The 22,627-nt window shown below is 31.1% G+C and carries 23 protein-coding genes; 3 read left to right on the top strand and 20 right to left on the bottom strand.

Annotated elements, in window-relative coordinates; translation table 11 throughout:
• Positions 1 to 10 precede the first annotated feature (10 nt).
• The 15 genes from rsmB to ACREVX_RS03895 all read right to left on the bottom strand — a co-directional run bounded on the left by rsmB (position 11) and on the right by ACREVX_RS03895 (position 13,603).
• Complete coding sequence (gene rsmB / locus ACREVX_RS03965; protein ID WP_431542868.1) at positions 11 to 1,339, bottom strand: 16S rRNA (cytosine(967)-C(5))-methyltransferase RsmB; 1,329 nt, start codon at positions 1,337 to 1,339, stop codon at positions 11 to 13.
• Positions 1,340 to 1,373: 34 nt separating this feature from the next.
• Positions 1,374 to 2,051 (bottom strand): zinc metallopeptidase, encoded by a 678-nt coding sequence (locus ACREVX_RS03960; RefSeq protein ID WP_431542867.1) that lies wholly within the window; start codon positions 2,049 to 2,051, stop codon positions 1,374 to 1,376.
• A gap of 80 nt (positions 2,052 to 2,131) precedes the next feature.
• A complete protein-coding gene (gene fmt, locus ACREVX_RS03955; protein ID WP_431542866.1) occupies positions 2,132 to 3,061 on the bottom strand; it encodes a methionyl-tRNA formyltransferase in 930 nt (309 codons plus the stop codon).
• Between the two features lies 1 nt (position 3,062).
• On the bottom strand, positions 3,063 to 3,515 hold the full coding sequence (gene def, locus ACREVX_RS03950; RefSeq protein WP_431542865.1) for a peptide deformylase: 453 nt from the start codon (positions 3,513 to 3,515) through the stop codon (positions 3,063 to 3,065).
• 63 nt (positions 3,516 to 3,578) lie between these two features.
• Positions 3,579 to 5,780 carry a primosomal protein N' gene (gene priA, locus ACREVX_RS03945; RefSeq protein ID WP_431542864.1) on the bottom strand — a complete coding sequence of 734 codons (2,202 nt, stop codon included), beginning with the start codon at positions 5,778 to 5,780 and terminating at the stop codon, positions 3,579 to 3,581.
• 55 nt (positions 5,781 to 5,835) lie between these two features.
• On the bottom strand, positions 5,836 to 7,026 hold the full coding sequence (coaBC, locus tag ACREVX_RS03940) for a bifunctional phosphopantothenoylcysteine decarboxylase/phosphopantothenate--cysteine ligase CoaBC (protein WP_431542863.1): 1,191 nt from the start codon (positions 7,024 to 7,026) through the stop codon (positions 5,836 to 5,838).
• 1 nt (position 7,027) lies between these two features.
• A complete protein-coding gene (gene rpoZ, locus ACREVX_RS03935; RefSeq protein WP_431542862.1) occupies positions 7,028 to 7,246 on the bottom strand; it encodes a DNA-directed RNA polymerase subunit omega in 219 nt (72 codons plus the stop codon).
• A complete protein-coding gene (gene gmk, locus ACREVX_RS03930) occupies positions 7,239 to 7,850 on the bottom strand; it encodes a guanylate kinase (protein WP_431542861.1) in 612 nt (203 codons plus the stop codon). Before gmk ends, rpoZ begins: the two co-directional genes overlap by 8 nt.
• Complete coding sequence (gene remA / locus ACREVX_RS03925; protein WP_216104699.1) at positions 7,850 to 8,122, bottom strand: extracellular matrix/biofilm regulator RemA; 273 nt, start codon at positions 8,120 to 8,122, stop codon at positions 7,850 to 7,852. Before remA ends, gmk begins: the two co-directional genes overlap by 1 nt.
• A gap of 14 nt (positions 8,123 to 8,136) precedes the next feature.
• A complete protein-coding gene (locus ACREVX_RS03920) occupies positions 8,137 to 9,015 on the bottom strand; it encodes a YicC/YloC family endoribonuclease (RefSeq protein ID WP_431542860.1) in 879 nt (292 codons plus the stop codon).
• A 222-nt stretch (positions 9,016 to 9,237) separates the two neighbouring features.
• Positions 9,238 to 10,392: an aminotransferase class I/II-fold pyridoxal phosphate-dependent enzyme gene (locus ACREVX_RS03915; RefSeq protein WP_431542859.1), complete on the bottom strand. Its 1,155-nt coding sequence runs from the start codon at positions 10,390 to 10,392 to the stop codon at positions 9,238 to 9,240.
• Positions 10,393 to 10,538: 146 nt separating this feature from the next.
• Entirely contained in the window at positions 10,539 to 11,894 is a 1,356-nt protein-coding gene (locus ACREVX_RS03910; RefSeq protein WP_431542858.1) for an NCS2 family permease, read from the bottom strand.
• 90 nt (positions 11,895 to 11,984) lie between these two features.
• On the bottom strand, positions 11,985 to 12,986 hold the full coding sequence (locus tag ACREVX_RS03905) for an asparaginase (protein ID WP_431542857.1): 1,002 nt from the start codon (positions 12,984 to 12,986) through the stop codon (positions 11,985 to 11,987).
• A gap of 218 nt (positions 12,987 to 13,204) precedes the next feature.
• Positions 13,205 to 13,405, bottom strand: coding sequence for a hypothetical protein (locus ACREVX_RS03900; RefSeq protein WP_431542856.1), 201 nt, complete (start codon positions 13,403 to 13,405; stop codon positions 13,205 to 13,207).
• Positions 13,406 to 13,459: 54 nt separating this feature from the next.
• On the bottom strand, positions 13,460 to 13,603 hold the full coding sequence (locus tag ACREVX_RS03895; RefSeq protein ID WP_431542855.1) for a hypothetical protein: 144 nt from the start codon (positions 13,601 to 13,603) through the stop codon (positions 13,460 to 13,462).
• 306 nt (positions 13,604 to 13,909) lie between these two features.
• Between ACREVX_RS03895 and ACREVX_RS03890 the strand changes: the two genes are divergently transcribed.
• Entirely contained in the window at positions 13,910 to 14,353 is a 444-nt protein-coding gene (locus ACREVX_RS03890) for a MarR family winged helix-turn-helix transcriptional regulator (protein ID WP_431542854.1), read from the top strand.
• 74 nt (positions 14,354 to 14,427) lie between these two features.
• Here ACREVX_RS03890 and ACREVX_RS03885 read toward each other — a convergent pair whose 3' ends face one another.
• Genes ACREVX_RS03885 through ACREVX_RS03875 form a run of 3 tightly spaced genes read right to left on the bottom strand, consistent with a single transcriptional unit; the run spans position 14,428 to position 17,126 of the window.
• Positions 14,428 to 14,850, bottom strand: coding sequence for a putative ABC transporter permease (locus tag ACREVX_RS03885; protein WP_431542853.1), 423 nt, complete (start codon positions 14,848 to 14,850; stop codon positions 14,428 to 14,430).
• Between the two features lie 39 nt (positions 14,851 to 14,889).
• The gene (locus tag ACREVX_RS03880; protein ID WP_431542852.1) at positions 14,890 to 16,167 is read right to left on the bottom strand and encodes an FAD-dependent oxidoreductase; all 1,278 of its coding nucleotides are present in this window, start codon (positions 16,165 to 16,167) and stop codon (positions 14,890 to 14,892) included.
• Positions 16,164 to 17,126, bottom strand: a complete 963-nt coding sequence (locus ACREVX_RS03875) for a sulfide/dihydroorotate dehydrogenase-like FAD/NAD-binding protein (protein WP_431542851.1) — start codon at positions 17,124 to 17,126, stop codon at positions 16,164 to 16,166. The genes ACREVX_RS03880 and ACREVX_RS03875 overlap by 4 nt, the downstream gene beginning before the upstream one ends.
• A gap of 153 nt (positions 17,127 to 17,279) precedes the next feature.
• Here ACREVX_RS03875 and ACREVX_RS03870 point away from each other — a divergent pair, with 153 nt between their 5' ends.
• The gene (locus ACREVX_RS03870; protein ID WP_431542850.1) at positions 17,280 to 17,936 is read left to right on the top strand and encodes a phosphatase PAP2 family protein; all 657 of its coding nucleotides are present in this window, start codon (positions 17,280 to 17,282) and stop codon (positions 17,934 to 17,936) included.
• A gap of 55 nt (positions 17,937 to 17,991) precedes the next feature.
• Here ACREVX_RS03870 and ACREVX_RS03865 read toward each other — a convergent pair whose 3' ends face one another.
• Positions 17,992 to 20,337: an ATP-dependent Clp protease ATP-binding subunit gene (locus ACREVX_RS03865; protein ID WP_431542849.1), complete on the bottom strand. Its 2,346-nt coding sequence runs from the start codon at positions 20,335 to 20,337 to the stop codon at positions 17,992 to 17,994.
• Positions 20,338 to 20,561: 224 nt separating this feature from the next.
• Positions 20,562 to 20,714 carry a hypothetical protein gene (locus ACREVX_RS03860; RefSeq protein ID WP_431542848.1) on the bottom strand — a complete coding sequence of 51 codons (153 nt, stop codon included), beginning with the start codon at positions 20,712 to 20,714 and terminating at the stop codon, positions 20,562 to 20,564.
• Positions 20,715 to 20,835: 121 nt separating this feature from the next.
• Here ACREVX_RS03860 and ACREVX_RS03855 point away from each other — a divergent pair, with 121 nt between their 5' ends.
• Complete coding sequence (locus ACREVX_RS03855) at positions 20,836 to 22,428, top strand: recombinase family protein (protein WP_431542847.1); 1,593 nt, start codon at positions 20,836 to 20,838, stop codon at positions 22,426 to 22,428.
• Positions 22,429 to 22,627 lie beyond the last annotated feature (199 nt).

The raw sequence follows: 22,627 nt of genomic DNA, 5'->3' as shown, positions 1-22,627 counted from the left end.
TATTCCCCTATTATAACTTTCTAATTTTGGCTATAAAAAACCCATCCATATATTCATTTGGAAATATGGTAACATAACCTTTATCGTTATAGTTTATATTATCAAGTTCTCCCAAGGATACAGGTTCTATCTTAAATTCTGGATGAGACTCCATAAACCAATCAATGTTATTTTCATTTTCCTCTTTGTTAAGGGTGCAAGTTGAATATAAAATTACTCCACCTTTTTTTACATACTTTGAAGCATTTTCCATTATATTTCTTTGCGTATCTATTAAACTTTTTATATCCTTTATATGTTTACTCCACTTTATCTCAGGTTTTTTTCGAATAATCCCAAGTCCAGAACACGGAACATCTATTAGTACTCTATCAGCAGATTCAAATAAATACTCAGAATACTCCGTAGCATCCATAACATCACAAGTTGTATTTGTAATTCCTATTCTATATAAATTTTGTTTAATTAATGACAATTTATTTTTATGTATATCAAACGCACTCACATGACCTGTATTTTTCATAAGTTCAGCAATGTGTGTTGTCTTTCCTCCTGGTGCGCTACAAAGATCTAGAACATTTAAGTTTTCAAGTAGATCCATAGAAAGCGCTGTAAGCATTGCAGACTCATCCTGAACTGTTATGCTACCTTCATTAAATAAAAGGTTATTTTCTATATTTTTACCTTTAATTATTCGTATTGCATTTTTACATGCATAGCCTGCTTCTATATTATATCCATTATCTACAAGTTTTTCCCATATCTCCTTATATGTTAATTTTAAAGTGTTAACTCTAACTGTAACATCAGGTTTATAATTTAGGCCTTTAAGAATTACTTCAGCACTTTTGGGCCCATATTGCCTTATAAAGAGTTTAACTAAAGACTTACTAAATGAATACTCAAAACATAATCTTTCAATATTATCTTCTTCGTTGTAATACTTTGCTCCGGAATCTCTTAGATAACTTCTAAGTACTCCATTAACAAGTTTTGATGCCCCTACATTCGACTTCTTTTTAGTTAAATTTACTGCCTCATTAACAGCTGCAAAACCAGGAACTTTATCTAAAAATCTAATCTGATAAATTGAAATCCTTAGTATATTTAAAACGAAACTCTCCAATTTATCCAATCCATTTTTAACATATTTAGACAGTATTTTATCTATAGTATATTTATATTTTAGCGTTCCATAAACTATTTCTGTAACTAGTGCCTTATCTTTATCACTCAGGTCTGATTTGTTAAGTTCAAGTCCTAAAACTATATTAGAATAAGCATTTTCATTTAATACTTTTTCTATAACTGCAATTGCTACAAGCCTACTGTTATTCATACTGTCACCTCAATTTCCCATTTTATTTATTTATTTATCTATTTCGACCTATAAGAATAAGACGTGTAAGCTGCGAAATTGCCATTAATGTTGCTGCTACATATGTCATAGCTGCTGCACTTAATACTGATTTAGCGCCTTTTATTTCATCTCCATATAAGATACTTCTAGATTCTAAAACCTTAAGTGCTCTACTCGATGCATTAAATTCAACAGGTAGTGTAATTAGCTGAAATATTACAACTGCTGAAAATAGTATAATACCAATATTTATTAGAGAATTAATACTTAAAATTATACCAATTATAAATAACACCCATGATACATTAGAACTAAAGTTAACAACAGGAACTATAGCATTCCTAATCTTTAACGGAGCATATCGCTGTTTATCCTGAAGTGCATGGCCAGTTTCATGAGCAGCAACTCCAATAGATGCTACTGAAGTTCCATTATACACCTCTTTTGAAAGTCTCATAACCCTTTTAGACGGATCATAATGATCAGTAAGCTTTCCAGGGGCTATCTCCACAGGTATATCAAAAAGTCCATTAGCATCCATAATCATCCTAGCTACTTGAGCCCCAGTATACCCATTTGAACTATTCACCTTAGAGTATTTACTAAATGTTGACTTGATTTTCATCTGTGCAAATGCTGCTATAATTATAGCTGGCAATAATATTAGTATAGTGCTATCAAAAAAAAACATATTCATTCTCCTCCAATATTTAAATTATAATAAATTCATAGATATAATAATAAACTTATACCTAAGCAGTTTTTTATTTCTTAATTTAAAATTACGCCTACATTTATTTTGTTCCCTATTATATAATCCTTTACTTTTAATGGCTTTTTACCTGGAAATTGTATTTCTTCAATAAGTAAAACGCCATTTCCTGTAACTACCTTTATTCCCTCTTTTGAAACTTCTAAAATAGTCCCAATCTTTTTATCTGATACCAAGCTAGTTACTTTAGATTTATATATTTTCATTACCTTATCCTCATAATGAGTATATGCAATTGGCCATGGATTTAACCCTCTTATAAAATTGTGAATATTAATACTACCAGTTTCCCAATTTACATTAGCCATTTCTTTCCCGAGTTTAGATGCATATGAACTAAATTCATTTTCCTGTTTAACAGGTTTTATAACGCCACTTGCTATACCGTTTATTGTTTCAACTAAAAGCTGTGCACCACTACTGCTAAGAATATCATGAAGCTCACCTGCTGTAATATCGCTTGTAAGCTCTACTTCCTGTGAGAGAAGTATATCACCTGTATCAAGGCCAACATCCATGAACATTGTTGTATTGCCGCTCTTGCTATCGCCATTAATTATAGACCAATTTATAGGAGCTGCGCCTCTATATTTTGGTAACAATGATGCATGTAAATTTACACATCCATATTTAGGTATATCCAAAATATTCTTTGGAAGAATTTGACCAAATGCCACAACTACAATAAAATCTGGTTTTATATTTTTTATTATTTCTAACATTTCTTCATTATTTTTAAGTTTTATCGGCTGATATACTGGTATATTATAGTTTAATGCCACCTCTTTTACAGCTGACATTGATAAATTCTTACCTCTTCCCTTTGGCCTATCTGGCTGAGTAAAAACAGCTTTGACTTCAAATTCATTAATAAGACTAGATAAAGAAGGCACCGAAAATTCTGGTGTACCCATAAAAATTATCTTCATATTATTTTCCCTCACCTTCCATAGCTTTATCTATAAATAATATACCATCTAAATGATCAATTTCATGACATATTGCTCTTGCAAGAAGTCCTTGCGCGTCAATTATCATCTCTTCTCCGGTTTCATTTAATCCCTTGGCTTTTACAAACTCCGGCCTCTCTACATTTTTTTGTACTCCTGGTATACTTAAACAACCTTCACTTGAGAGTTGTGATCCTTGCATTTCTATAATTTCCGGATTAATTAATGTTATAGGTCCCTCTCCAATGTCAATAACTACTATTCTTTTTAGTATACCAACCTGTGGAGCTGCAAGACCAATTCCTTTAGAATTATACATAGTCTCTTTCATATCTTTAATTAATAATAAAACTCTTTGGTTAATGTCAACTACAACCTTACTTTTTTTTCTTAATATGTCATCGCCGTTGGTTCTAATTGTTCTCATAGCCATGCCTTAACCCCCTCATCACTTATCATTTTGCTCCAAATGGTATAATAATCACCTTTTGCATTATCAAATCATATTGCTTGGATTCATATCTATACTAACTCGAATACTTGTATAAACCTTTTTAACTAGTTCATAAACTAAATTCTTTATTTCTAACGCAATTGTTTGCTGAATATTTCCTTTAATAATAATTTGCCATCTGTAAAAATTTTTAATTTTAGAAACACCACAAGGACACGGTCCTAGTAATGTAATTTTATCATTATTTTGAATCTTATATTTTAAATTTTCACCAACATTTTGTATACTTTTTATTAATAAAGCCTCATTTTCAGAGCTCAAATTTATAACTAGAATACTTGTAAAAGGTGGATAGTCCATAGCACGTCTCATCATGATTTCATTTTTATAAAAACTAGCATAGTCGTTTTCTGCAGCATATTGAAGGGTCAAATTGTCTGCATTATATGTTTGAATAACTACATTTCCTTCTTTACTACCTCTGCCTGCACGTCCTGAAACTTGGGTAATTAGTTGAAACGTCCTCTCAAAAGCCCTGAAATCAGGTAAATTAAGTGATAAATCTGCAGCTATTACCCCTACTAAAGTAACATCCTTAAAATCTAATCCTTTAGCAACCATTTGAGTTCCAATTAAAATATCTGCCCGTTTATTTTTAAAGGTATTATACATATATTCATAAGAATTTTTTTTCCGTGTTGTATCAAAATCCATTCTTAAAGTTCTTGCACTTGGAAAAATCCTATTAACTTCTTGTTCAATTTGTTCTGTTCCAACTCCAAAATATTTTACATAAGTGCTTCCACAACTAGGACATACTTTACTAATTTTTTCTTTCTCGCCGCAATAATGACAAGTTAGATAATCAGATGAACTATGATAAGTTAATGAAATATCACATTTTTTACATTTGAAAACATATCCGCATTTTCTGCAAGATACAAATGTTGAAAACCCTCTTCTATTTAAAAATAAAATTACTTGCTCGTTTTTTCTTAAGGACTGCGTAATTCCCTCATGTAATGATTTACTAAATATCGAACGATTGTTATTCATAAGCTCTTCACGCATATCAACTATTTCAACTTTTGGCATAGCAGCACCATCAGCACGCGCGTCTATAGTAATTAATTCTAATTCATTTATGGTTGCCCTATAATAGCTTTCAACAGAAGGTGTAGCTGACCCTAATATTAACAGACAATTTTCTAATTCACACTTCATATATGCAATTTCACGTGCATCAAATTTGGGGTCGCTATCAGATTTATAACTTGATTCATGCTCCTCATCAATAACAATTAATCCTAAATTTTCAAATGGAAGAAAAATAGCTGATCTTGCCCCAATAGCAATTTTAACGTTCCCCTCCTTTACTCTCATCCATTCGTCATACCTCTCACCATCAGATAACCTACTATGAAAAACTGCTATATCACGCCCAAATCTGCCTTTAAATCTTTCAACCATCTGAGGCGTTAAAGATATCTCAGGTATTAAAATTATGGATTGTTTATTATCTTTTAACATAGAGCTAACTAAATTCATATATATCTCAGTCTTTCCACTACCTGTAACTCCATGAATAAGAAATTTTTTCTTATTAGAATTCATTATTAAATCTACTGATCTTTTTTGATCATCATTTAGTACTTTTTCTTCATACCTAGAATAGTTTTTTTCACTATACCTATTAATTATAACCTCTCGCGTCCCCAAAAACTCATGTTTAATCATTGTATTAATTGAAGATAATGACTTCTTAAAAAGTTTACTAAATTCATTTTTGTTATATTTCATATTATTTGATTGTATTAACTCATAAATACTAATATATGGCTGCTTTAGAAATTTACCTTCAAGATCTTTGCACGTAGTTAATAATAACGCAGTTTTCTTTTTTATACCCTTTGTAATGCCTCTAGGAATAATAACTTTTATACATTCTAAGTATGTACACAGATATTTCTTTTTCATAATCTTTACAAGTTTAATATCAGTTATTTTAAGAAGTGGTATTTCATCACAAATATTTGCTACCTCTTTAATATTATTCACGTTATCACACTGCTCATACAATTCTAAAACAAAAGCATCCAATGTCCTATTTCCTCTACCAAATGGCACTTTAACTCTAAATCCTAAATGAACGTTGCCTATTAAAGTAATAGGTATTTTATATGTGAAAATCTTATCCACTTGAACCGAATCGTTATTCACCACAACTCCAGCATACTGATACACTTAATCACCCTTTTAATTTTATAATTTTCATGTCCCTCTATAAATAAAAAGCGCATTAGCGCTTTTTATTTATTAAATTAAACAATTCCCTAGCAATTTCTTTTTTAGACATTTTGTCTATCGCTATTGGATCATTATCTTTGCTTAAAATAATCACTTTATTATCATCAGTTCCAAAACCAATATCTGTTTTTGTTATATCATTCGCAACTATGTAATCCAAATTTTTCTTTAGAAGTTTTGTTTTCGCATTTTGAAGTAAATCATTGCTTTCAGCCGCGAAACCTACGAGTATTTGATTCTTCTTAAGTGACCCTAATTCTTGTAGAATGTCATTATCACGAACAAATTCTAGATTTAATCCATTTTCACTTTTTTTAATTTTACTATTACTGTATATCTTAGTCTTATAATCAGATACAGCTGCTGCTTTTACAACTATATTACTATTTTCAAAATTACTTATTACAGCCTTCCTCATCTCATCATTAGTGCTTATTCTTATAATATTTACACCAGTAGGCACTTTTTCTGAACATGGTCCAGATATTAAAGTTACAAGTGCACCTCTATCTCTAGCTTCACTTGCAATGGCATATCCCATTTTTCCAGATGATCTATTAGTTATATATCTTACAGGGTCAATAGGTGCAATTGTAGGCCCCGCTGTAACTAAAACCTTAATGCCAACCATATCTTTTATTGGGTATAAATTACTCATAATTATTTCAAACACATCTTCAGTTTGTGCAAGTTTTCCTTCACCTATGTCCCCACAAGCGAGTCTTCCAGATATAGGATCAATAAACCCATACCCAAATTCCTTTAGCTTTTTAATATTGCTTTGCAATATTTTGTTATTATACATATTGACATTCATTGCTGGTGCAAAAATAACTGGTGCCTTTGTTGCCATAATAGTAGTAGTTAGCATATCGTCTGAAATGCCACCTGCAACCTTACCAATTATATTTGCAGTTGCTGGAACTATAACAAATAAATCCGCCTTTTTGGCAAGAGATATATGTTGTAGCTCCCATGCTTTAGGTTCATCAAACATATCACAAATGACAATATTCTGACTAAGTGTTTGAAAGGTTATAGGATTTACAAACTCTATTGCAGCTTTTGTCATAATAACATATACTTCAACATTTTCTTTTTTAAGTCTACTAATAACATCTAGAGCCTTATATACCGCTATTCCACCTGTTACACCAATAACTACAATCTTTTTATTTTCCATATTATTTTATTCCTTCATGTGTAGTAATTGCAACAATAGCTCCTTCATAAATTTCATGTATAGCTATAGTAACAGGTTTATTAGAATCCACATGTACAAGTGGACTTTGCCCCTCTATTATTTGTCTTGCTCTTTTTGATGTTGCCACAACTAGTGAGTACCTGTTATCTACTTTTTCTAATAAGTTTACTATTGATGGATTAATCATTTCATTATTCATTACATATTTCCTCCTTTAAAAAATCTCCGTTCATTCTATCAACTCTACACCTTTCTGCAATTACAATACTTTGAATTTTATCACAAGCATTATTTACAGTGTCATTTACAACTGCATAATCATATTTTGATACAAAACTGATTTCTTTATGTGCAGATGTAAACCTAGTAATTAGGGATTCCGGTGTTTCACTACCCCTATTTGTAATTCTATTTCTTAACTCCTCCATTGATGGTGGAAGAATAAAAATAAACAAACCACTTGGATAAGCCATTTTTACATTAAGGGCACCTTGAATGTCTATTTCTAGTATTACATCACGGCCACTATCTAATACTTTTATAACTTCAGATTTAGGCGTTCCATAATAATTTCCATAAACCTCTGCATACTCAAGAAAGTCTTTTGTCTCAATTTTCTCCTTAAATTCGTCCTTACTTATAAAAAAATAGTCTATACCATTTTTTTCAGCATCTCTTGGGCTTCTTGTTGTAGCTGATACCGAAATCCAAAAATCATTTTTTTCAAGGAGAGCACTGCATACAGTACCTTTACCGGCACCGGAAGGTCCTGAAATAACAATCAACTGTCCCCTACATTTCATTATTCTTCAACCTCATCTAGATGTTCATCATCCTTAACAGATAACCTATGTGCAACAGTTTCAGGTTGAACAGCTGACAATATAACATGGTCACTATCAGTGATAATAACTGCTCTGGTCCTTCGTCCATAAGTAGCATCAATAAGCATGCCTCTATCTCTTGCTTCTTGAATTATTCTTTTAATTGGAGCTGATTCAGGGCTTACTATAGCTACCAATCTATTTGCTGAAACAATGTTTCCAAATCCTATGTTTATAAGCTTTATACTCATCTTGGGCCTCCTGTTTATTCTATGTTTTGTATTTGTTCTCTAATCTTTTCTATTTCGCTTTTCATACTTATTACTGTATTTAAAATTTCTAAATCATTTGCTTTTGAAGCTATAGTATTTGTTTCTCTATTCAATTCTTGAATAATGAAATCAAGTTTTCTACCAACAGGTTCTCCAAGAACTAGAGTTTCTCTCATTTGCTCTATATGACTATTTAGCCTCACAAGTTCTTCATCAATTCCAACTTTATCAGCAAAAATTGCGATCTCCATAGAAACCCTATTCTCATCAAATTCAACTTCCTTATTCAAAGTATTTAATCTTTGGTTTAGTTTCAACTTATACTCACCAACTACAAGAGGCGCTCTTTTCTTAATATTTTCAACTAGATTATCAATTAAATTACACTTAAGCTTAACATCTTCAAACAATTTTTCGCCTTCTCTTTCTCTCATAAAAAGAAGAGATGCAAGTGCCTTGGTTAATGCTTCTTCAATCTGATCAAATGTCAGTGCAACATCTTCTTCCTTTTGTTTAAGTGTTATTACCTCAGGTAACCTTGCTATAGCATCAACTGATATATCACCATATAATCCATGTTTTTCTTTTAAAGTTCTAAAACAGTTTATATAGCTTTGTGCTAATTTTTCATTTAAATAAGCTTCTACATCTTCCTTATCATTACTACCTTGAGTTACAAAAACATCAAGTTTTCCTCTTTTTACTTTTTCACCAATTATCTTCCTAATTTTATCCTCAAAAGATATTAATACTCTAGGCATTCTTATATTAGTTTCAAAATATCTATGATTAACACTTTTAATCTCTATGGTAAAGCTATTACCGTCTTTTTCAGAGTTTCCTCTCCCAAATCCAGTCATACTCCTAATCATAACAACGCATCCTTTCCATGTTCATTTTGAGCACTTTATAATTATACATAAACTATAACCCAAGTTTCAAGCTTAAATTATAAATTTATGCTTTTATTACGATTTTTCTTTTAAAAACAGCGTAAACCGTAAATTAATGTATTTAAAATTACTCATACTTATAATAAAATATTTCCAATATAATTAATATTATACCAATAATATTATTATATCAATAATAATTTAGCGAATATATTTTTTTAGAGCCATTAGTGCTTCCTCGATAATAAGCTTATCTTTTGTAAGTGCAATACGGAAATAATCATATCCTAGTTTTCCAAAAACATTTCCAGGAGTAACCACAATTCCATAATTAATCAATAATTCCTCGCAAAACTCATTAGTCGTATAGTTTTTAGGTGTTTTACACCATAAATAAAAAGTAGCATCAGCATCAAAAAAATCTATGTTTTTTTGTAACAGGACACTTTTGACCGCTAAACGCCTATCATCATATATTCTTCGCGTACTTTGGACATAGCCACGGTCTAAATTAAGAGCAGCAATAGCCGCCTTCTGAACTGGAATAAATTGACCGGAGTCACAATTACTTTTTATCTTAAGTAGAGCATTTATTACCTTAGCATCCCCTACTGCGTACCCTATTCTATATCCTGTCATATTGTAAGTTTTAGATAAAGTTCCAAACTCTACGCAATGCCTATTAACATCATATTGCATAAGACTAATAGGTTGTTTATTTACTTGAATTATTTCATTATATGCTGAATCATTACATAAAACAATATTATTATCATAAGAAAACTTAACAATGCGTTTATAAAACTCACTACTCGCTACTGCACCTGTTGGATTATTAGGATAATTCACAAACATAAGCTTGCATTTGTTAACAATTTTTTCAGGGATAATATCTAGATTTGGCATATATCCATTACTTTGCGTGAGCGGCACAGTATATGGAATGCATCCCCATAGTTTGGAACAAATTTTGTACACAGGATATGCCGGTTCAGGTACTATTACGCAATCTCCAACATCACAAACAGCCGGTATAATATTGCTTATACCTTCTTTTGACCCTATAAGAATTATTATTTCATCCAACTCTAAACTCACACTGTAAACATCGTAATAGTATTTTTTAACTGCCTTTTTAAGTTCAATTAAACCATCATAGGTAGGGTAATTGTTATATCGCGGATAATTTAATCCTTCAATTAATGCATCTGTAATATTTGAATGAACTTCTAAATCTGGATCTCCAATGCTTAGGTCTATTATTTTTTTACCAAAAAGTGTTGATTCATTCTTTATATCATCAATTTTTTTAAAATGGTATTCATCAACATTAGACAATCTATTATTTATTTTCATAATATCACCCTTTTTACATTTTTATATTATGTTATTCAAGTGATATTAAATTTGTTACACCACTTTTGTAAATAATAAAAAAATACTATAGCATGATAAGTTCTCTCCCATGTCATAGTATCTTTCTAATATCTCTATAATTATTTTTAGCCAGTAATAATTAATTTAATTATAAATAAGAGTGCCAAAACATAAATTACAGCTGAAACTTTTGTTTTCTTACTTGCATCCTTAGTAAATATATTGTTTATAAGGTTTAATACTGCGTAAGAAAGAATTCCTATTGTTAATCCATCTCCAATACTATATGTAAGTGGCATTAGAGCAATTGTTAAGAAAGCAGGTACTCCCTGAGTAAAATCAGTAAAATCTATCTTAACTATGTTCTCCATCATGAAAAAGCCTACAATTATCAGTGCAGGTGCAGTTGCACATGTTGGTATTGCAATGAACAAAGGTGAAAAAAACATTGCTATTAAAAATAATATTCCAGTTACCACTGAAGCAAGTCCCGTCCTAGCGCCTTCAGCAACTCCAGCTGAACTTTCTACATAAGTAGTTACAGTTGAAGTTCCAAGGAACGCTCCCAAAGTAGTAGAAACTGAATCTACAAGCAATGCACGTCCAGCATTTTTCACCTTACCATCTTTATCAACCATTCCAACCTTTGAAGCAACTCCTACTAATGTTCCTATAGTATCAAAAAAATCTACAAATAAGAATGTTAGAACTATTGTTATAAATCCCCATACTTTGCTGGGATCAGTTAGATATGAGAAATCTAATTTACCTGCAATTGGTGATATTGATTCAAATTTAAATATTCCCGTTGGTGTGCTTATATTATAAGTTGCTGCGACTTCTGGTGAAATTATTGCAAATAACCAAGATAATATAGTACTTGCAACTATTCCCCATAATATAGCTCCTTTTATATTTTTCTTTGATAAAATTACAATTATAATTACACCTGTTACAGTTATTAGTACCGTAGGGCTTGTAAATTTACCCATAGCAACCTTTGTTGCATCGTTGCTAACAACAATACCTGAGTCTACGAAACCAATGAATGCAATAAAAAGTCCAATTCCCGCTGTAACCGCCAATTTTAAAGTCGTCGGTATTGCGTTAACTACAGCTTCTCTAACATTTGACAATGATAATATAATAAATATAATTCCTTCTACAAATACAGCTGCAAGAGCTACTCGCCATGGAACTTTCATTCCAATTACTACAGTATACGCAAAAAATGCATTTAGTCCCATTCCTGATGCTAATGCAAAGGGAAGGTTTGCGTATAAGCCCATAAAGATAGTAGCGAATGCTGCTGTTAAACAAGTTACTGTTACTACTGCTGGTGCTGGCATTCCTACAGCAGGATCACCTAATATGTTTGCATTAACTGCAATAATATATGCCATTGTCAAAAATGTAGTTATGCCTCCAATGACTTCTTTTTTTACGTCACTTCCATTTTCTTTTAACTTAAAGTATTCCATTTATTTCTCCTCCATAATGTTTGTTATACAAACATAATAACAAAAGTCTATAGTTGAGTCAATACCATTACGAATATTAAAAATTATTCTTCATCTAAAATTCGTTTTTTTATAACTTCCACTTTCAAACATATATTGTATTTTATCCCTATTTGATGTACTAGAAAGTGCAAGCATAAGCTTGATTCTAGCTTTTTGACCTGGCAAACTATCTCCAAAAATCACACCAGCATTTCTAAGTTCTTTTCCACCTCCTGGGTATCCATAAGAATCTAACACTCTTCCTTTATAACATCTAGATACAATAACTACTATTACTCCACCTTTTATAGCCTCTTTTACTCCCTCTGCCATATCCGGCGGAATATTACCTCTTCCCATTGCCTCAATTACAAGTCCCCTTGCGCCACTACTTACGCAAAAGTCAATTAACTTTGAATCCATTCCTGCACAAGCTTTTATTAAATCTACTTTAGTTTCTACTGTCTGCGTTATTATATGTTCTTTTTTTAAACTATCCCGGTAAAATATTGCTTCGTTGTTATCAATGAGACCTATTGGTCCAAATTGTGGACTTTGAAAAGTATTTAGATTCATCGAATGTGATTTAGTAACCTCACTTGCACAATTAAGTTCATCATTTAAACACACAAGCACCCCTCTATTACGTGCCTCATCTGAAATAGCAGTACAAATAGCAGCTGATAAATTTGCAGGCCCATCGTAGCCAAGTTCCGAACTATTTCTCATTGAACCAGTAATAATTACAGGTTTTGGACTATCAATAGTCAGATGTAATAGATATGCTGTTTCCTCAAGTGTATCAGTGCCATGAGTCACTACAACCCCACATATGTCATCCCTAATTAAAAATTCTTGTATGTAAATAGATAAATCCATCATTAGCTTAGGCGTTACATGAGGACCTGGCAAACTTGAAAAAGTATATGCTTCTATCTGTGCATAGTTTTCAATTCCTGTAACCATAGACATTATTTCTTCTCCACTTAGAGTTGGAACAGCAGCCCTTATTCTTGGATCAACACTCATAGAAATTGTACCACCATTAAAAATGACCACAACCTTTTTCATTCAAACCCCTCCTACATCATTTCTCTTAAACTCAAATAACAACTACTATTCTACAATATATCCCCCTCAATTACATCCTTATTTAAACTTAATTTTCATGTTAATAGAAAAGAATAAGATATACTCATTTATGTGAGCATATCTTATTCTTTTCTTTGGTTTATTATTCTTTGTCCCTTTATATATTTCATATATAATTCTTCATTATATCCATCAAACTATTTGATTTTTAAATATTTAAACAAGGACTTTTCTATTTCATCAGCATCATTATCATCTAAAGTTATAAACTGCCTGTGGCCATCAAGTGCCTTAACTTCTATTTTTCCTATCTCTTGACCAGTAACTTTATCAATATCACGTTCAAACTTCATTATCTTATAACTTTCATCTATAAATTGTTCCCCTTTGTTTACCATCAAATCGCACTCCCTTTCTATTTATGAATGTATATAAAAATCCAGGTTTATTATCTATTCAAGGGTTTCTCCATTGAAATTTTTATATAAAGGTGGTTTTTCTTTAACCCCTTTAGTTTTCTTAGGACTTTTAATATTATCACGTTTAATATCAATGTTACTATTTTTGCTACCTCCAATATGTTGATGATCAGGCATACTTAAAACTCCTTTCAAATTAAATTATGTTGTATTTATTCTTCTATTTTCTCACCATACAATAATTATTATACCTATAATTAATTTAAAATTTGTATTAACTAAGATTGTGATTATATTGTAATAGCTAGGATATTATTACAATATAGTCACAATGTATTTATATAAAATTATTCTTGCAATTAAATAATCAACATGATAAAGTGAATTGTATTCAATTTAATTAAATATAATTTACTTTAATTAAAATATAAACAAACACTAATGTAATAAAATTTAGTTTTAAAATTAAAGGATGTGCTAAAGATGAATTATGACGCTCTTAAATTAGATAATCAATTGTGTTTTGCTTTATATGCTTGTTCTCGTGAGATAACAAAGTTATATAAACCCTTCCTAGATAAATTAGGTTTAACCTACACTCAATATATTTCTCTTTTAGTATTATGGGAAAAAGACAATATAACTGTCAAAGACATGGGAAAAAAGTTGCATCTTGATTCTGGTACTTTAACCCCATTACTAAAGAAACTAGAAATCATGAGTCTCGTGAAAAGAATTAGAGATACTGTAGATGAACGTAATGTATATGTTAGTTTAACACCTAAGGGCATTGCCCTTAAGGAATTAGCTATTGAAATACCCCCTAAAATTCTTTGTAGCACTGGCATTCCACTCCAAAGTGCCATATACCTTAAGAAAAATATTTATTCACTATTAGTAAACTTAACTCCAAGTCATAACAAATAAAAATGATGTTGCACGAAGAATGTATATATTACATTCTTCGTGCAACATCATTATTTTATAATCTTCAATTTAACCTAAGTAGCATTACTACCAAGACCTCTTTCAATACGTTTTATAATGCCCTGTACTTGCTCGAGCATAATCCCATAGGCAAACCACACTGGTGCATAGGTCAATGTAATTATTCCGTATATTGATAATGTTCTATTAACATAGTTCCATGGGCACTCTCCTAACACCAATCTAAGCAGTAGTCCGCTAACTAATTCTACTGCAAATATAAGAAGCATGTATATTCCTCCCCTCACAATAAGCGGAAGATGTTTTATCCTATAATGCACAGGTTCAAGCAATACAGCAAGCCCATATATAGGAAACATCCAGATAGAGGTAGTGCCCCTAAGGAGCACATCGCCCTTAATCATTGATCCAAACCCAGTCCACAAAACCTCTACTAAGAGACCTAAAACACCATATAAAACAAATTTTTTCCACATAAATGTATTATGTGTACTAATTAGTAAAATATACTAGTTTTATATAAGTTTTTCATTAAATATATCAGTTAAATTTAATTTCTCAACTCTCCCCTTAATCTCACCCTTGTCTAAAGTAAAAAGTCCAAGTTCCTGCATCCGATTAAAATACTCAGCTCCAGCAAAAGTATATCTATTTCTCCTTCCCTCCTTAGACTTCATTTTTTCATTTGCATAAGCTATTATATCCCCAACGGCAAGGGTCCTTGGTAATATCAAAAGAGGCATTCCTAAATAATTTCTTATTGCATTGTGCCCCGCTAGTGCTCCCGTTACCATGGCTTCTGTGTGGCCTACAAATAAACCAGACTTCTCACCTGCACAAAACAAATTATCCAGCCCTACGACCTTCATACTGTTTGTTCTTGGGGCCACTGATAAATATCTTATAGAGTTTCCCTTTCCCCCTGCAATTGGATCTATATATTTTGCATTTTCAAGTCCTTCTATTTTCCTTAACTTATCTAAAGGATAATATGAAGTCATAAGTTTTGCATCACCCGTATCTAGTAAAATCATATTTTCTGCAAACTCCTTTAGAGCATATTGCTGGCACACCTTAACTTTAAGCTTATCTAGATTAACATCTTCCTCCGGCACTTTTAAAACGACTACTCCTATTTCATCAAGTTTCCGCTTAACCTCTTCTCCTAAAGAACTCTTAGCTAATTTACATGAACCACTAAAAGCTCCATAAACATCTTCTTCTCTTTCTCCTTTTAGGTCTTCGACACCAGCTCTGTAACTTATGCTTACTCTTGGCCCAAAAGCTGGACACCTTAATACACACATTGAGCAACCATTACCATATTTTAAGCAGTTACCCATTGGACCTGTTGACCCTGTGGTTTCTATAAATATATCTGCCTCAACATACTTGCCATCTGATAAATATATTCCTTTTATGGTATTGCCTTCTTTTTCAACATCTACTACTCTTGTTATCATGTTTAATTCTATATCCATCGCTTTTAAACATTTTACCACAGCTGGTTCAATTTTATTTACATCGTAAAGCCAAGCATTTTTATGCGCTGGAAAATCAATGTTTTTATGTCTGCTGTTCTCATCAGTCACATGTATTAAATCACCTGCGCCTAGTGCTATTAATTCTTCTGCCGCAGTATATCTTCCATTATTTCTCATTATGCCGCCTGCATTTCCAAGCCCTAAAAGCATATCTGTTTTTTCATATAATGATACCTCTGCTCCTGCTTTTTTTGCTGTGATTGCTGCGCTGCAACCAGACCACCCACCACCAATTATAATCACCTTCAAAATATTCTCCTCCCTTCCAATACATATTTAGGTTCTGTCTGCATCTTGCAGAGCCGCCTTAATTTAAGATCATTATTTACCCTTGTACAACATCCGCATACCCCTTCTCCACAACACATTTTAGCATTATTACAACAAGCGTATTTAATATTCTTGTCAGCCTCCTCTACGACCTTCATAAGCTCATAATTTAGAACGTCTGCGGCATCGCAGTTAACTAATGTTATATTATTATTACTAATAATATCTTTCAATACATCGTTAAATCCCGGTGTTATTTTCCCATTATCAATAGTAGTACACTCTATTACTTTAGACGCATACTTTTGTAAATACTCACTAGTAAAGCTTCTTTTAAAAGGTGAATTATCAAGTACAACAGTAATTTCATTATTATTTGAGTGTAGATATTTAAGTACCGGGATCATCGGTGCTTGACCTATACCTCTAGCTACAATTAAGCATTTACTATTTTTAGTTTCATATATGTTTTTGAGACCCATAGTACCATTCCAAAATGGACCTTTCACAAGTAATTCCTCACCTGTCTTTAAAACATCTAATGCCTTTGTTTTAACACCTTTAAGTTCTATAGCTATAGTTATTGTATTGCTTTTCGTGTCTGTATCCAATATTGATATTGGAGTATCGAACCTTGCCTCAGCGCTGGGCTTTCGCACAAAAATATAGCTTCCAGGATGAACCAGTTCACTTACCAATTTATCACTTGCGGCAATAGTCAATATAAGAAGATTATCCTCGAATTTGTTTTTCTCTAATATTTTGCAATTATAATATTTCCTACTCTCCTTAGCTTTGTAGTTGTTTGTAGCATATTCTTGGTAAATACAGACTCCATTAAAGTTACAGCAGTCGCAGAAATCTTCACCTGCAAGCTGCGAACATAATATACAGTCTCCCGTTTCTGCCAGATGGCAAGGACATGGTTGATACGTCAAACTGCGATATTAAAAGCGCAAATATGTAATTTTCTATTATTTATGATATTTTATTATAATTATTACATTATATTCTTGTTTATTTTTCTATAAAAACTATTGAAAATATTGTAATTTTCCGTTAAAATAGTCTTTGTAGAAAGGACTGATTATTTGAAGAATCTTTTTAAAAAGTTATTACCATTAGTATTTATTGGCTGTGTTCCTTTTTCTAATTTATTTTATTGGACATTAAACAGTACGCACAGAGGTGTCTATAATTTAACTACTGATTTGGATAGAGCTATGCCACTTATAAAAATTTTTATAATACCCTATATGACATTATGGTTTTTTTTAGCATTTTGTTATGTTTATTTGTGTTTTAAAAACAGAAAAATGTATTATAGGATTATGATTACTTTATTTCTATGTTATATTGTTGCTTTTATCACTTATTATTTTTTCCAAACCACCGTTTTAAGACCTATTGTTACAGGCGATGATATATTTTCAAAACTACTTTTGTTTACTTATAATTCTGATGCTCCATATAATTGTTTTCCTAGCATACATGTAATTACTGCATACCTCGCTATTAAAGGTATTAATGCTACTAATGCTAGAAAATCAATAAAGATTCCAGTTAATATTATAGGGTTTCTCATTATTATATCTACTGAATTTGTAAAACAACATGTAATAATGGATATATTTTTCGCAATATTTATATGTCAATCTATTTTTAGTCTTACTGTTTATGTAGAGAACCAGTACAAGCTTTATAATTCCAAAAAAACTTATAAAACACTCAATCAAAATATCGAATAATAATATAACAAAAGATTAAAAAGCTGCTGAATAAATTTCAGCAGCTTTTTAATCTTTATACTATAACAACTTTATCATCTTTTAATTCTATAGAAATTTTTGATCCCTCACCAAACTTATTCTGGAGATAATGCTCTGCAATTTCGTCTTCAATATATTTTTGTATAGTACGCCTAAGTGGCCTTGCTCCATATTTCTCATCGTACCCTTTTTCCAATATAAAGTCTCTTACCTCATCCGAAATGTGCAATGTGATTTTCTTTTCCCCTACCTCTTCAACAACTTCCATAACCATTAAATCTACTATTTTGCGAAGTTCTTCCTTTTCTAGTGGCGTAAATACAATAATTTCATCAACTCTATTTAAAAATTCCGGCTTAAAAGCTTCTTTTAAAGCATCCTTTACTTGAGCTTCTAAAACATCATAATTACCATTAACAAAACCAATACTGCTTGCCTTAAACTTAGTACCCGCGTTAGATGTCATTATAATCACAGTATTTTCAAAGAAAACAGTCCTACCTTGGCTATCTGTTAATATCCCATCTTCAAGAATCTGTAGTAACATGTTAAATACATCTGGATGAGCCTTCTCTATTTCATCTAAAAGAATTACTGAATATGGCTTCCTTTTAACTTTTTCTGTTAACTGTCCACCTTGATCATAACCTATATAACCCGGTGGTGCACCAATTAACTTTGAGACTGTATGTTTTTCCATGTACTCAGACATATCAATACGTATTAATGCCTCTTCACTTCCAAAAAGCTCACATGAAAGTGCTTTAACGAGTTCTGTTTTACCAACACCTGTTGGCCCTACAAAAATAAAAGAAGATGGTTTTTTCTTTTTTCTAAATCCTGAACGATTTCTCCTAATTGCTCTAGATAAAGTTTTTATAGCTTCATTTTGACCTATAATCCGATTGTGCAATTTATTTTCTAAATTTAAAAGCTTACTAGCTTCCTTTTCTGTAATTTTTTGAATTGGAATTTTAGTCCACGTCTCAATTACAAAAGCAATATCCTCTAAAGTAATTTGAACTTGACTACATTGTTTTTGGGTTTTATTAATATCTTCTTTTATTTTACATGATTTTGTTCTATATTCAGCAGCTTTTTCAAAATCTCCAGAAACTTCTGCTTCTTTTTCATCATTTTGAATTTTCTCTGATTGTTCTTTTAATCCTACAAGTTCCACAAGTCCCTTATTTTTTAAGTTCGCTCTAGACCCTGCTTCGTCAATAACATCAATTGCTTTATCTGGTAAGAATCTGTCAGTTATATATCTCTCTGATAAATTTACAGCTTCTTCAATAACTTCATCAGATATTTTAACTTTATGGTATTCTTCATAATAACCTCTTATTCCTTTTAAAATTTCTATTGTCTCTAGAATACTAGGCTCTTCAACTAGAACTGGTTGAAATCTTCTCTCAAGTGCTGCATCTTTTTCTATATACTTTCTATACTCCTCAAGAGTTGTTACTCCAATAACCTGTATTTCTCCCTTAGCTAGTGCTGGTTTTAATATATTTGCTGCATTCATTGCACCGCCTTGAACTTCACCTGCACCCATAATATTGTGAACCTCGTCAATAACCAATATTATATTTCCATTTTCTTTAGCTTCTTCAATAATTGACTTCATACGACTTTCAAATTGTCCCCTAAATTGCGTACCTGCAACCACCGCTGTTAGGTCAAGTAAATAAACTTCTGAATTAAATAATTTTTCTGGAACTTGTTTTTCAACGATTCTAACTGCAAGTCCTTCTGCAATAGCTGTTTTACCAACTCCAGCTTCCCCAATTAATATAGGATTATTTTTACCTCGTCTATTTAAAATTTGTACCACACGATCGATTTCTTTATATCTTCCTACAACCTTATCTACCCCACCATGCATAGCTTTATCTGTTAGATTTATGCCATATGTATCTAAATGCTTTCGTTTCTTTTTAAACCATTTCTTTTTAGATTTATCTTCAGATGATTCCTTTATTTTTGAAAAAGTTTCACTTTCATCTTCATCTTCGCTTTCTAGTAAGTCATTGTTTTTATCATCCGGTGAGAATAACCCATTAAAAATATTACCAATGATATTTTTACCATCACCACTTTCAATATTCAAATCTTTTGGATTCATATCCCCAAGATTCATATCTTCAAGGTTCATATCTTCTAAATTCATATCCTTAAACATATTTCCCATTTGCTCATTTAAACTTTCAATGTCCTCAGGTGATAATCCAGCTTGTTGCATTAATTGATCCATAACTGGAATTCCCTGTTTTTTAGCACACTCCACACATAACCCTATAGTCTTCGTTTTTCCATTTTCTATTCTTGTTGTTAATATCATTGCTATATTTTTTTTGCATATTTCACATAACTTCATATAAATCATCTCCATATTTTATGTTGTATTAAATATTATATCATTCTTCAATGGGATTTTGTCAATATATTCAGATTGTTTATTTTCATTATTAAAATACAACTAAATATTACTTCAAAACTAACTCTTTTCATCTTAATTGTTTCTCTTTTATAATTTATTCTACTCTTATCTTTTTATTCCTTTTTTAACTAGTAATACTTTTCGAAATATTTGTATATGTTTTAGATAATCAATAAATTTTCAATCATCTCACTTATCTGCTGTAATGAAAGTTCCGAGGTTACTATTTTAACAACGTTCCTTGTGTATTGTTCATTCAAAAGATCTTGTTCTGTTTGATTTAATTGTGAAAGAATTATGGAATTTACCTTCATGTATATTCCTCCAAACAAGCTATTATCTTATATTATGCCATCTAAGTCTTAGTGTTACAAAAATATATTTATTTATATAAAAAGTTAAATTTTTATAATCAATAATTAAGGGGTAGATAATTTGAAAATTGCTGCTATATACTCCCGAAAATCAAAATTTACAGGAAAAGGTGAATCTATAGTAAATCAAATTGAATTATGCAAACGTGAATGTTCTCATTTAGACATAAATCAATTCACTATATATGAAGATGAAGGTTTTTCAGGTAAAAATATTAAAAGACCACAATTTCAAAAAATGCTTAACGATGCAAGGCAAAAAAAATTCCATGTGCTAATCTGCTATAGGTTAGATAGGATCAGCAGAAATATCTCTGATTTTACTTATCTTATAAATGAATTAGATAGTCTTCATATTAGCTTTATAAGTGTTAATGAACAGTTTGATACGTCAACGCCTATGGGCAGAGCTATGATGTACATTGCCTCTGTTTTTGCTCAACTCGAACGTGAAACTATTGGTGAGAGGGTTCGCGACAATATGCTTGAACTGGCTAAAAGTGGACGATGGCTAGGAGGTCAAACACCTTTAGGATATAGCAGTAAAAAACTATCATATTTAGATGCACAGTTTAAAGAAAAAACAATGTATACATTATCCCCTATAAAAAAGGAGCTGGATGTCGTAAAAATAATTTACAATAAATATTTACAATACAAGTCAATTAGCCAGGTCTTTATTTATATATTCCAAAAAAACATAAAAACTAAAAACGGAGTTGACTTTAATAAAAAAAGAATTCAACTTATATTAAGAAATCCTCTGTATGTTAGAGCTGATGAAGTCGTTATGAATCATCTTAAATTTATTGGAATGAATGTAATGGGAAAAGCTAACGGTAAACAGGGCGTTTTAACTTATAATAAGAGTAAAGGTGCTAGGATCAAGCGCGACATAACACAGTGGATTGCTGCAGTATCAACCCATGAAGGAATTATTGATGCTCCCGCCTGGCTTAAGGTCCAAGAGATATTAGATGTTAATAAAAATAAGGCACCAAGACTGGGTACTTCAGCAGCAGCATTACTTACCGGAACTTTAAAATGCTCCAAATGTGGTAAAAGTATGATTGTAAAACATGGTCATATTAGTACAGTTTCTAACAAAAAAATTCAATATTATGTTTGTAGCACCAAAGATTATTCAAAAGGGGTCAGATGTAACAATCCTAATATAAGAGTGGATGAACTTGAAGCTGTTGTTATGGATAACTTAAAAAATACCTACCTTTCCAAAGATATTTTATTAGAAGAGTTATATAAAATTAAATCTGAAAAATCCAAAGATAATTTAATGTTATCTGAAAATGAAAATTTAAGAACTCAGATAAATACAAAACAATCTCAAATAGATACATTAATCAACCAATTATCTTTAAACAATGATATATCCAGATATATAAAACCTCAAATTTCTAAATTAGGAGATGAACTTGAAAAATTAAATATGAAATATGAAAATATAAAATGTATATCAGGTAAAACCAATAATCTACAAATAACGAAATTTACAAGCCCTTTAAATACATTCCAAGAAGTTATCAATAGCTTAGATTTTATTAATAAGAGATTATTAATTAATGATATTGTAGAATCCATATATTGGGATGGTGTCAAAGGTATAGTAAAAATCAATAGAATAACTCTAAAATAAGATTGTTTTAAAAAAACGCAAACTGCTTATCGCAGTTTAGCGTTTCAAGGACAAAATTCACTTCCTACATCAATACAATCGTAGGGTTCATAACTCATCAATATAACCTCCTTAAGTCTATACTATTAAAATATTTAAAAATATAGATATTGTTACAAGTTATATTATAGAACTTATACTCTGTTAAATAATTTAAGTA

Source organism: Clostridium sp., assembly GCF_050717545.1.
Classification (GTDB): Bacteria; Bacillota; Clostridia; order Clostridiales; family Clostridiaceae; genus Clostridium_AD.
Note: the sequence above shows the minus strand (reverse complement) of the source record. Positions and strands in the feature narration are given on the sequence as shown.